Below are 12,627 nucleotides of genomic sequence, written 5' to 3'. Positions count from 1 at the left end.
GTTAATCCTCTTTACGAGAGAAATGTCGAATTAACACCCACATCACGCCCAACATGCCGCCCAATAAGGTACCTAGCACAGCAATCAATGCACGTTTAGGCTTATTCTTTTCAAGCGGAACAATAGCCGGATCAACTGTTTTAAAGGCGTATTCGTCACGCACTTTGGCGAACATCAGGGTTTTGGTTTGCTGCTCTACCAGCTGGTAAAGCATGCTGCGCATATCAGCAAGATTTGTTTTACTGATTTGCGCATCCAGATACTGAATGCTTTTTTGCGCCTCAGCCATATCGCGCTGGCGCATTACGTTGTTGAGGTCTTTAACCAACCAGGTTACCCACTGTTGGGCCATATCTGGCGAGTAGAAACTCACACTGATGGTCACCATTCCTGATTCTTTGTCTTGGCTTACACCAAGTACATGCTTGGTAAATTTTTTGTAAGCTTCTTGCAGACTGGGCTCAGGTTTGTAGGGAGCACTCGCTTTTCGCACCCATTGCTGGGATTTCTCGCTGTATAGCTCAGGGTCAATAATGAGATGCCCAGTACCGCGATCCCAGTCTTTAGCTGCCATCAGTGGCACCAGAATGTGGTGTTCGGTGATGAACTGGCCAATAAACTCCCGTGACTTCAGGACTTGCAGCGCCAGCGTGGTTTGGTCTGTGCTACCTCCACCTAGATTTATACCGGCAAGGGATGCCAGGCCCCCAAATTGGCTGGCGAGTCCTGCTAAACCACTTTTCTCCTGATTACTAGCTGGCGCCAGTAATACGTCAGATTTATAGATATTGGGCAAATATAACGCGATAACCACCGCCGCTACGGCAAATACTGTGGTTACAGCGGCGATCAACCACTTACCGGCCCAGATAGCACTGAAAAGTTCGCGCAGGTCAATTTCGTCGTCCTGCTGGTAGCGCTGGCTCGAAGCCGGGAATTGCGCGTCGTTCATTGAAATTCCTTTGTCTAACAAGGGCGGCTTCTACCGCCCATATCTGCTTACAGCGTGGAAATAGCAGCCAGGGCCACAGCGCTCTGGTAAATAATCTGCGTGACACTGCTCCAGGTACTGAGTTTGTTCATGTACTCGGTGTCCAGTGGCACCACAATGGTGTCGCCTGGGCGCAGTTGCTCATGATTGCTGGAAAACCAGCTGCTGCCGCCGGGGATCATCACAGAGCCATCGGCACGAATGACATAAACTCGTCTTTCATCCGCACGCTTGCGGAAACCGCCGGACAAATTCAGGTAATCGTCTACCGTCAGACCTGATTTGAAACGGTGGCTGCTGGCGTTTTGTACTTCACCGACCACGCTGATTGTGTCGGTTTTACGCGGGATATAGAGCACATCACCGTCGTTAACCTGCAGGTCAGCCGTTTTGTCACCCTTAAGAATATCCGGCAAGTCAATCACCAGCCGACCAACCGGTTTGAGCTTTTGCAGCTCATTGATCATGGCCATGGCATCTTGATAACTGATCGGTGCACGTTCTGCCGATAAGGCCCGCGTGGCCACATCAGAGCGCAGTTGATCAATCAGCTTATTTACTTGCAGGCTCTCTCGGGCTTTGACTTGTTCACGGGTAAAAACAGCACCATCGGTAAAGGCAAAGTGAGTGACGCCCCCTGCCCGCTTCAGTACATCACTCAGGCTTTCACCCCGTTGAATGGTGTAAGTACCAGGGAACTTCACCTCACCACGAATTTGCACGGTTCGGTCGACCTGCCAGTCAGGGGTGGCAAAGACATTGAGGTGATCACGGCTTTGTAATTTGAGGTTACTGGCATCACCACGTAGGGCTCCGGCCAAATCAACCGCTTGGTGCGCAACACGAATGCCATTCATATTGGCGCGGTTGCCCATGGCACGGGTGAGTTCTGCGCGGCCCATAAAGGCCGAGTCTTTCACGCCGCCAGCAGCTTCAACTAATCCCTTAACAGTAGCGTTGTCCGTAAGTGGGTACTCACCTGGGACTTTAACATCACCACTGATAGATACTAATGCCAGCCCCAGCTGTTGGCCGGCCTGGTTTTTCAGTTTTTGAATAATGGGATAGAGCAACTCCTGACGGGTCATTTGTGGTGTCAGAGCCAGGGTTTTCGGGTTCTGATAGATATGGGCCAGAAGTTGTGTAACAGCACGCAACAGCAGCTGCTGCTGCTCACTATCACTCAAGTCATTATTTTGCAAAGAAGAGTTATTGGCATCCTGCTGCGCTTTTTTACTGACTGCATCGTCAATAGTGACACCCGCAACCGAGTTTATCTTTTGCGCTTTATCTTGATTTTGCAGTAACGAGAAACCACGAGTAAGTAAGTCATCACTAAGCCAACGCTGCTGCGCCGGTTGCTCTACAACTTCTTGCAGGTGCTTGCTGATAAAACGGCTGAGCTTGGAACGGTCAAGGGTGCTGTCGTCAGCATTAAATACCAGTACTTTATCGTGAGGTTGTAGCGCTAAATCGTCGCTGCTGTTCGGGTGGGTAATGGCATTTCCTAACGAGAATTGCTTGACGCTGATATCGCCCAGGGCATTAACCTCACGCACAATCAAGGCGTAGTCTAAATCGGCAGACAGCTTGAGGTTAGCCCAGAGGCTGGGGATCAGGTCATGCACATGCATGCCTTTGTGCCAGGCATACTGGCCCGGGCGAACGACCGCACCAGCCAGAGTAATGGCATTGGTGTAGCGGCTGGAAGTTACCCCCACCCGCAGCACGTCACCAGCGCGCAGCTTGGTATTGAGCGCCTGGCGTTTGGTCAAATCAACGTTCTCGACATCGCGCAGGTTATGGCTGTTGATCCGCTCCAGTACCGACGCTTGCGGATAGCCACCGGCATCAACGCCGCCAGCCATTGCCAGCAGGTCACTGAGGGTTTCCCCTTTTTTGATTTCATAAAGCGCCGGCCGACGCACTTCACCTTTGGCCTCAGCAAGGCCGACATAAGGAGGGATAAACACCACATCGCCTGACTGTAGGCGAATATCATCAGACGCATCACCACGCAGGAGGAGGCTGTAAAGATCGAAATGGCGAACGGTTTTCCCGCTGCGCTTAACCACGATATTACGCAGGCTACCGATATCAGACACGCCCCCGGCCAAAAACAGTGCCTGAGTCACAGTCGTCAGCGCCGGCACGGCGTAAGCGCCAGGTTTTTTCGCTTCCCCGGCGACAAAAACACTGATGGTGCGCAGGGTGTTCATGGTAACAGCCGCTTTTACGCCAATCATCTGCTGCGCCACGCGGTCTTCAATCACTTGCTGCGCTTTGGCAAAAGTCAGCCCGGCAAGGTGCAATGGTCCAAGATCAGGGAAGCTGACCGAGCCATCACGTTCAACCGGCAGGCTCAGCTGCTGGCTTTCCTTACCATAGAGCTGAACGTTAAAAACATCATTGACGCCAATGACATAATCCGCAGGTACCGGCGCATTGTTGACCACCGAAAATGTACTGTTATCTGCATTAAACAAGTTAAGGCCAAAGCGTACCGGCTTGGCATCATCACCCTCTTGCCTGGGCGCTTTAATGTCAGGCGTGGCTTGCTGGGCTGGTTGCTGGGGAGTCAATTGCTGTGACTGACTTTGCCCGGAAGTGCTCTGGTGGCCCTGGGTAAACTGCGACGGGTCAATGCCGTATTGGCGCATCAACTGCTCTTGCTGGGCCTGCGGTAGACTTTTGAATTCTTGGATCATGGCCGGCGAAATAGGAGCAGCTACAACACTTGCAGACAGCAACAACGCCGCGAGAGAAAACCAAATTTTCCTTAACACGCTTAACTCCGAGTGGGTTTAAACCAGGGCGACAGTACAAAAAACACCCTAAAAAGTTTTTTTTGGACACGCTACCGCCCTTGGGTTACAGCTCCCAATGTGCTGCGGTACGGCCAGATTGTCTTTTCAGCTGTAAAATATAACCACTGTAGTGGTCAAAACAATGACAGCTATGCAACGTGTTTAGCCAAAACGCCTATGCGTTCTGGTTAGATGCAAGGGCTGAGCCTACCAGTTATTCACAGTCAGTAAATGTGGAATTGCTGCAAGGTGGACAGTAAGTAAGCAACGAGCTTAACTCTGTTTGGCTTTCGTTCAGCAACACGTACATTCCCTCGTTCAGCCAGCCCTGTTAGCAACATCATGCGCTAAAGATAAGACGGTAACGGCGCACCGTCATGTTCATCAATGCTTCGCAGGCGTTTATGTTACTAAATTGCTACAGCAGGGGTGATATCCTGCAGAGGCACTTCCACTGACATTTGCTGTTGCAGCAAGTTGATCATGATCAGTGCTCTATCTTCCCCTTTGGGCATCTGGTACACCGCTTTCAGGCCTTTGAAGGCGCCTTCTGTAACATCAACAGTATCGCCAATGGCGTAGTCATTGTTCAGTACACCACTGAATTCGAGCTTTTCTTCATTGAGGGCCAGCGTTTTCACCAGTTGGTCAGCAACCCGCAATGGCTGATCGCCAGAACGAACAAAGGCGCTGACACCCCGCGTTGAACGGATCTTGTGGTAGCTGCTTGAGAAAGGGTCGGTATGCACAAACAAATAACTGGGGAACAGCACTTCCTCACGGCACTGGCGACGGCCAGCAACAATGCGGGTAACCTGCACTCGCGGCAGATAGGTCGAAAACCCCTGATTGTTAAGGTGTATTCTGGCGCGCTCTTCCTGGCGACTGCGGCAGTAGAGTAGGTACCACCCTTCCATTTTGACCTCCGGGGCCGTGCTGTATAACACCACCATTTTACGTTCTTGACCGAACCAGGCAACCTCCTATCAACGTTTTACCCTGTGCGAAAAAGCGCACATTTGCGGTGTTTTTTCGTGCATCCACCACGAAAGCCTGAAAATTCAAATTCTTACGCCCTGCCCACGGTGGCATTTTGCGAAAAATACTGAATAACCACGGTGGCAGCAGCTTGAGTACCGCACAAAAAAGCCATAGTGCCGCATAAAAGTTTCTTCGGCGTCACGAGAATGTTATCAGCTCATTGCATTTACCTTGCCCCGTGGGTATAAGAGGCCCACCATCACAACAATAACGTCAAATTGAAGGACAGGAGTTTTTCATGAGCCAAACGAAGCCAGCAGGCACTTTTTTGGGACACCCCAAAGGCCTTTTCCTGCTGTTCACCACTGAAATGTGGGAACGTTTTTCCTACTATGCGATGCGCGCCATTTTGGTGCTGTACCTGGTTGACAAAGTTGAGGGTCAGGGCGGTGCAGGCCTTGGCTGGTCAGAAGAAGATGCCATTTCACTGTATGGCACCTTTACCATGTTGGTTTACCTGACTCCTTTGATTGGCGGCTGGCTGGCCGATAACGTGCTGGGCCAGCGCCGGGCTATTTTGATTGGTGGTACCTTGATGGCCATCGGCCAGTTTACGCTGGCTGCCCCGCACTCCATGGTGCCAGGCTTTGAGACACAGACTTTCTACATTGGCCTCACATTATTGATTGCTGGTAATGGTCTGTTTAAACCGAACATTTCCACCATGGTTGGTGACCTTTACCAGCAAGGCGACCACCGCCGTGATGGAGCCTTCACCATCTTCTACATGGGTATTAACCTCGGTGCCTTCTTGGCCGGTATTTTGGTGGCCGCGGCCTACCAGTATTTTGGCCACAGTGAAATGGTTAATGGCCAGGAAGTCTTTATCAACGATTATCAAGCAGGCTTTGCTGCCGCCGGTACCGGTATGGTGCTGTCAGTACTGATCCAACTGTTCTTAGCCAAACGCTTACTGGGTGATATTGGTACGGTTCCTGTCGGTAAGCTGAAAAAGGCTGAAGACGCGGCTGCGCAAAAACCAAGTGGACCACTGTCGAAAGTGGAACGTGACCGTATCAAAGTGATCTTTATTCTTGGTCTTTTCACCATTGTATTCTGGGCTGGCTTTGAGCAGGCCGGTGGTCTGATGAACATCTATGCGGACAAGTTCACCGATCGGATGATTGGTAGCTTCGAAGTACCAACCGCCTGGTTCCAATCTGTCAATGCCATGTTCATTGTCATTTTCGCACCGATCATCGCCAGTATCTGGGTCAAGCTCGGTGACAAAGAACCCTCTTCCCCGATCAAATTTGCCATGGGTCTGTTCATGTTGGGTCTGGGCTTTTTGTTCATGGTAGCGGCATCGATGCAAATCGCTGGCGGCGAAACCAAGGCATCCATGGTCTGGCTGGTACTGGCATACCTGTTCCATACGCTCGGTGAACTGTGCCTTAGCCCGGTGGGCCTGTCGATGGTTACCAAACTGGCGCCGATCAAACTGGCCTCGTTCTTCATGGGGCTGTGGTTTTTCTTCACCGGTTTGGCCAATTATGTCGCCGGCTTTATCGGTTCTTTTGTCGGTGTAGAAGGCAATCACGCCACCTTCATTGCCGAATGTAAAGCCAAGGGGCTCAGCGCTGCTGCAGAAATCGAGCAATGTGCCGGTGGCCTGAAAGAGGCCATGATGGTCGACAAGTCACTGTCTATCTTCGGAAGTCTGGTAGCCATGGGGGTGATTTCAGCACTGGTGTTGTGGCTACTGTCCAACAAGCTGATTGACTGGATGCACGGTGCGGAAAGCAAAAGCCATGGCACTGACGAGGAAATTGACATTACTGCCGAGCACGAAGGCATGGCAAAAGATCATCAATAACAACGCTTTGAAAAGCCCGCTTTTTGCGGGCTTTTTCATGGTGTTAGGCTAGTCTTGAAACAAGACAAGAGTGGAGTGCCAGGTGCGCCATAACTACCAGCTGCGGTTTTATCAGGGAAAACGACGGCACTGTACTTTATTGCTAAGACCCATGGGCTTTAGCGATTTACTGGCAACAGTACGCCACAGCCTGAAAAACCAGCAACCCTTCACCCATGCAGAACTCTGCTACGCCGATCAATGCCTTGTGTTGCCAAAACGATTCTCATTGCTGCGTTTTGCCTGGTTGCTGCAACGCTTGCACCACTAAAATACACTGCACACAAATTATTCCTGCTATAACGGTTTTTTGAGTATTTTAGTAAACGCCTTTAGACTTACGTGCGTTTACACTCATCAAGCATGCCTTCTATGTCTAATGAAAAAACACCTTTAACGAGCCAAATGAACCCGCCGGTGTTCTTTGGGTCAGCCTTGATCATCTTTGGTTTCGTGCTTTTTGCTGTGCTGGCGCCGAAAACAGCTGGTACGGTATTTGGCGATATTCAGAGCTGGATCATCACCAATACGGGTTGGTTCTATATTCTGGCGGTTGCCATTTTCCTGCTGTTTGTGGTTGCTCTGGCTTTTAGTGACTATGGCCGCATCAAGCTGGGGCCTGACCATGTTGACCCTGACTTCAGCTACCCGTCCTGGTTTGCCATGCTGTTTTCTGCCGGCATGGGTATTGGCCTGCTGTTTTTTGGTGTTGCCGAGCCGGTCATGCATTTCGTCAATCCACCGGTAGGTGACGGCCATACCATTGCCGCAGCCCGTGAGGCAATGCGGATCACCTTCTTTCATTGGGGGTTACATGCCTGGGCTATTTACGCCGTTGTCGCGTTATCGCTGGCCTATTTCAGCTTTCGCCATGGCTTACCGCTGACCATCCGCTCGGCGCTGTACCCTCTGCTGGGTGAACGTATCCACGGCCCTATTGGCCACGCGGTCGATATTTTTGCCGTACTGGGCACTATGTTCGGCGTCGCCACCTCCCTCGGTTTTGGGGTAATGCAGGTGAATGCCGGGCTGCATTATTTGTTCTCGGTGCCCACCGATCTGACCACACAGGTCTTGTTGATTTGCGGCATCACTGCCCTGGCGACCATTTCGGTAGTGTTGGGCCTTGATGGCGGGATCCGCCGTTTATCGGAGCTGAACCTGCTGCTGGCGGTGCTGCTGTTGTTGTTTGTGCTGTTTGCCGGGCCAACCGTCTTCCTGCTGCAAACGCTGGTACAAAATACCGGTTCTTACCTGTCAGACATTGTCCAGAAGACCTTCAACCTGTACGCCTACAAACCTGACCATAGCTGGATAGGCGGCTGGACCCTGTTTTACTGGGGCTGGTGGATAGCCTGGTCTCCTTTTGTCGGCATGTTTATCGCCCGGGTATCCCGTGGCCGCACCATTCGCGAATTTATTATTGGCGTGTTGTGTGTACCGGTTGGTTTCACCTTTATGTGGATGACCTTCTTTGGTGATACCGCCATTCACATGATCATGGTTGATGGCATAAAAAGTATCGGCCAGGCGGTCAGTGATGACACCTCGACGGCAATTTTCAAATTTCTCGACCATCTGCCGTTCTCCGGCATCATGTCACTGCTGGCCACCTTGCTGGTCATCACCTTCTTTGTTACCAGTTCCGACTCCGGCTCACTGGTGATTGACATGATCACCTCCGGTGGCCAGGAAGAACCGCCAGTATGGCAGCGTATTTTCTGGGCGGTTACCGAAGGCGCTGTCGCCATTGCACTGCTGGTAGCTGGTGGTTCTGATGGCCTCAAAGCGCTACAAACACTGTCTATTGCCTCGGCATTGCCCTTTACCATTATCATGCTGGCTATTTGCTACGGCTTGTGGAAGGCATTGCGTATTGAAGGAGTGAAACAGCTGACACTACGCCATTCCGTGACCACGCCGCGCATTCAGCACACCAAGAGTAACTACAGTTGGCGTAACCGCCTGCAGCGGATTGTATCCTGGCCCAAGCAGCAGGAAGTTCAGCAATTTCTGAACGACACGGTAGAGCCAGCACTTAGCGCTGTGGTCAAGGAGCTGGAAGAGACTGGCCTGGATGTCACTATCCAGCATCGCAGTCCTGAGCGACTCAGCATGGAAGTGTCTCACGGTGAGGAAATTGACTTCATTTATGAAGTGCGGGTACGGGGTTATCAAGCACCAACCTTCGCCTTCCCGGAGTTTAACTTCACCGAAAAGGACACCAAGAAGCATTACCGTGCAGAGGTGTATTTGCGCGAGGGTGGCCAAGGTTATGATGTTTATGGCTACACGACGGATCAGGTCATTTGTGATGTCCTTGACCAGTATGAAAAGCACATGCACTTCTTACACCTGGTGCGCTAATTAAAAAACCGGCCAAAGGCCGGTTTTTTAATCTTCACCCAGTTCTTCGCGGTATGCCTCGACTTTGTCAATAATGCCGATAAAGTTCGCCGTTAGCTCCGGGTCCAAGTGGCCCCCGGCCATATCAGCCAAGATCTCCTTGGCTTTTTCGACACTAAAGGCACTTTTGTAAGGGCGCACAGACCGCAATGCATCATAGACATCACAAACGCTGGTGATCCGTGCTGATAACGGAATATGCTCACCGGCAATACCGGCCGGATAACCTTTGCCATTCCAAAACTCATGATGATATAGGGCAATCTCTGAAGCCATTTTCACCAGCCGGCTCTGCCCTACCCCCAAGATCTCACGGCCAATGGCGGGGTGGCGTTTCATCACCTCCCGCTCCTGTTCATTGAGTGGGCCGGTCTTTAACAAGATGCCATCAGGAATACCTATTTTGCCAACATCGTGCATCGGTGCCGCCATAAGCAGCATCTCGCAGTATTCTTTGTCACACCCTATTGCTTCTGCCAGCATTTTAGCCGTGGCACCAATACGCATAACATGGGCGCCTGTTTCGTTATCGCGAAATTCCGCCGCCTTGGCCAGACAGCGCAGCAGCTCCATATAGGACTCATGCAGCTCCTCGGTGCGCTGCTTTACCATCCCTTCAAGATCAATCACCTGCGCATCAAGCGTTTTTTGCAAGAAGTAACGATCCAGGTTGTTCTCAATACGCAGTAGCACTTCCCCGATATCAAAGGGCTTGTTAATAAAATCCGCAATCCCACTGGCCAGTGCCCGGTGTCTCAGTTCCTGATCGTTTAAAGCCGTGATCATCAGTACCGGTGGCAGACGGTAGTGCTCCTCTTTTAACAGGGAAAATAATTCCAAACCGCTCAGCTCCGGCATACTCTGATCCAGCAGCAATATATCCACCGGATTTTCACGAACAAACGCCGGCACCTGTGTTGGATCGGTGATGCCATGGATATTGTGATAGCCGCCCATGGAGAGAATGTCCTGCATCAACAGCACATTGGTCTCGATATCATCGATAACCAGTATGTGAGCTTCTTTTAACGCTTGCGAATGCATTACTCACCCTCTCCCTGCGCTATGGGTAACCATAGTGTGAACCGCGAACCAACACCCTGCTGGCTAACCACGGTAATTTTCCCACTCATCAGCTCTGCCAGCTGACGGCTGACCGCCAAGCCAATGCCAGTACCCTGTATGGCACTACGCTGGTGTTCAAGGCGTTCAAAGGGCTCGAAAATCTTATCCAGGTTTTCAGCCGCAATCCCCTTGCCGGTATCCGCGACCACAATGCCAATATTGCTGTCATCCATAGTGGCTTCCAAAGTAATCCGACCACCGGACTGGTTGTACTTGATGGCATTGGAGAGCAGGTTAATCAAGATCTGAGTGGCTCGCTTCTTGTCAGCCATACAAGGCAGTGGCCCAGTTATATTATTGACCAATTCGAGCTTGGCATTGGCAACCTCAGTAGACAGCATGGATACGCAATCTGCGGCAATATCGGCCATATCCTGCACAGTAAGCTCAACACTGAGGCTAGCGGCTTCAAGCCTGGCATGGGTCAGCAGATCTTCAATCAGCTGGTTCAGATAATTGCCGGCTTTGAGGATCTCGTCGGCTGCACGCTGGCCGCTATCGGTGACCTGCGCTTTGAGCAGTTGGCCAAAGCCGAGAATGGCATGCAGGGGCGTTTTTAACTCATGGGTAACCGACGATAAGAACAACGATTTGGCTTTGTTGGCATCCTCTGCGGCTTCTTTAGCCTGGCGCAAGTGTTGTTCCAGTGCTTTTCGCTGGCTGACATTGGCATACACGCCAGTCAACCTGACCCCTTGGCCAGGAATGGGTGGCTGCATCTGGCCACGGGAGTTGATCCATACCCAGTGACCCCGCTGGTGCTGAATACGAAAGTCGACACTGTAAGCATTGCCGGTTTCGATTGCTTCATCACGGCTCTGACATAGCTTGTCTCGGTCGTCTTCATGTACCCAATCAACAAACTCATCAAAGGAGATCTGTTTCGGTATTTCCCTGCCAACAAAGTGATCAAAGCTATTGCTGAGCCTGAGCTGATGGCTGGGAATATCGTATTCCCAGACACTGTCACCACTGCTTTTAAGGGCCTGACGCAGGCGGGTTTCACTGATTTCCAGGGCTTCAACAGTTCGCCCCAGCGCCTGCCCCATGGCACAAACACTGTCAGAGAACTGCTGTAGTTCCAGTAAAGGTTGTGGCTCACTTTGCTGCAGGTAGTGACCCGCCTCAATGCTTTGAACTTTCCCGGTCAGGGTGTCCATGGGCTTGGACAGGGTTTCCCCCAGATCCTGAGAGCGGCCGCGAATATACAGGAAAAACAGCAGATAAAACGCAGCTAAGCCACCAATCATCAGATAACCAACCAGCTTATAGCGATAGCTGAGTGCTTCGGTGTTGGCAAACAATGTGCCCTCATCAACAATGCTCAGCAAAACCCAGCTGTTGGCCGGAATGGTGGTCCAGGCCACCATTTTCTGCTTACCACCGATCAGCAGGTTCATGGTGCCACCCGGGTTCTTACGGATGGCCCTGGCCAGAGCCGCGGTGTCCTGGCGTTTATCCAAGTAGTAACGAGGCGGGCGCCGGGTTTCCTGCTGAATTGCACTCTGGTAATGGTGCGCGGTCATATCTAACGCAAAATCTTGCTGGCCTTGCTTGGGCATGGCCAATACCGCCAGATCCTGGTCCAGTAAAACGCCATACGCCCCCCAGGGCAGATCCAGCTCTTCAATCTGCTGAATAAAGCGCCCGACCGTCACATCCGCACCCACAACCCCTTCGAGAAAATTGCCCCGGTACACTGGCGCTACGGCCGAAGTCATCCAGCCACCACCCGCCGGATCGGCGTAGACTTCGGTCCAGACTGTTTTGCGTTGCGGGTTATGAACTGCATCTGCAGCGTAATAGAAATTAAAGCGGGGAATATCCAACTTGGCATCGTATTGGCTGAGGGTGTCAAAAAACGGGTAAATACGGTTATAGCTATCAAAGCTGTTGAAATACACCTGCGTTATCAACGGGCTGCTATTGACCATACTGCGCATCAGCGGATCGGTTTGGCTCAGCCGGTAGACCTTGGCCCGGTCCTGTTTATCCGCTGGGGTGATAGCCGAATAAAACGACGCTGCGCCGCCATCATCCTGAATACTGTGAAAGACTCCGTTAGGCGCTAACCGATAATTCGCCAACTCAGAAGGCGTAGCTTGATAGTGACGATCATCCAGCACTTCCTTGGTTTGCTGACGATAAAGAGACAACAGTTGTTCCACCGATTCAAGCCGGGTTTCAATCAGCAGGCCTTCACTGCTGGCGGCATGATTCAGCTCGGTAATGGCGTTATTGCGCAGGTATTGGATATTGTTGTTGCGGATATTGGCATTGGTATAGAGGTAAATAACAACCAGCAGGGACTCGACCAGCAGCAAGGGGATCAGTGAATGCCGAATGAACGCGCGCCAGAGCCAGTGCCGGAAATGTTCCACTGACGGAGTCTTTGCCATGGC

The 12,627-nt window shown here is 51.6% G+C and carries 8 protein-coding genes; 3 read left to right on the top strand and 5 right to left on the bottom strand.

All coding sequences use genetic code 11. The annotated features are described in order from the left end of the window. Position 1 precedes the first annotated feature (1 nt). The 3 genes from WDB70_RS04620 to rfaH all read right to left on the bottom strand — a co-directional run bounded on the left by WDB70_RS04620 (position 2) and on the right by rfaH (position 4,715). Positions 2 to 952 carry a Wzz/FepE/Etk N-terminal domain-containing protein gene (locus WDB70_RS04620; protein WP_406667095.1) on the bottom strand — a complete coding sequence of 317 codons (951 nt, stop codon included), beginning with the start codon at positions 950 to 952 and terminating at the stop codon, positions 2 to 4. A 47-nt stretch (positions 953 to 999) separates the two neighbouring features. Beyond that, positions 1,000 to 3,651, bottom strand: coding sequence for an SLBB domain-containing protein (locus WDB70_RS04615; RefSeq protein ID WP_406667093.1), 2,652 nt, complete (start codon positions 3,649 to 3,651; stop codon positions 1,000 to 1,002). Positions 3,652 to 4,208: 557 nt separating this feature from the next. Continuing rightward, a complete protein-coding gene (gene rfaH, locus WDB70_RS04610; RefSeq protein WP_406667091.1) occupies positions 4,209 to 4,715 on the bottom strand; it encodes a transcription/translation regulatory transformer protein RfaH in 507 nt (168 codons plus the stop codon). 362 nt (positions 4,716 to 5,077) lie between these two features. On the opposite strand from rfaH, the gene WDB70_RS04605 reads away from it, so the two are divergent. The 3 genes from WDB70_RS04605 to WDB70_RS04595 all read left to right on the top strand — a co-directional run bounded on the left by WDB70_RS04605 (position 5,078) and on the right by WDB70_RS04595 (position 9,061). Further along, complete coding sequence (locus WDB70_RS04605) at positions 5,078 to 6,655, top strand: peptide MFS transporter (RefSeq protein WP_406667089.1); 1,578 nt, start codon at positions 5,078 to 5,080, stop codon at positions 6,653 to 6,655. A gap of 82 nt (positions 6,656 to 6,737) precedes the next feature. After that, complete coding sequence (locus WDB70_RS04600) at positions 6,738 to 6,965, top strand: hypothetical protein (RefSeq protein WP_406667087.1); 228 nt, start codon at positions 6,738 to 6,740, stop codon at positions 6,963 to 6,965. 92 nt (positions 6,966 to 7,057) lie between these two features. Beyond that, positions 7,058 to 9,061 carry a BCCT family transporter gene (locus WDB70_RS04595; protein ID WP_406667085.1) on the top strand — a complete coding sequence of 668 codons (2,004 nt, stop codon included), beginning with the start codon at positions 7,058 to 7,060 and terminating at the stop codon, positions 9,059 to 9,061. Between the two features lie 27 nt (positions 9,062 to 9,088). Here WDB70_RS04595 and WDB70_RS04590 read toward each other — a convergent pair whose 3' ends face one another. Continuing rightward, positions 9,089 to 10,144 (bottom strand): HD domain-containing phosphohydrolase, encoded by a 1,056-nt coding sequence (locus WDB70_RS04590; RefSeq protein ID WP_406667083.1) that lies wholly within the window; start codon positions 10,142 to 10,144, stop codon positions 9,089 to 9,091. Next, positions 10,144 to 12,624: an ATP-binding protein gene (locus WDB70_RS04585; RefSeq protein ID WP_406667081.1), complete on the bottom strand. Its 2,481-nt coding sequence runs from the start codon at positions 12,622 to 12,624 to the stop codon at positions 10,144 to 10,146. The genes WDB70_RS04590 and WDB70_RS04585 overlap by 1 nt, the downstream gene beginning before the upstream one ends. Positions 12,625 to 12,627: the final 3 nt, after the last annotated feature.

This window comes from Gallaecimonas aegicerasi, from assembly GCF_045291545.1.
Lineage (GTDB): Bacteria > Pseudomonadota > Gammaproteobacteria > Enterobacterales > Gallaecimonadaceae > Gallaecimonas.
Note: the sequence above shows the minus strand (reverse complement) of the source record. Positions and strands in the feature narration are given on the sequence as shown.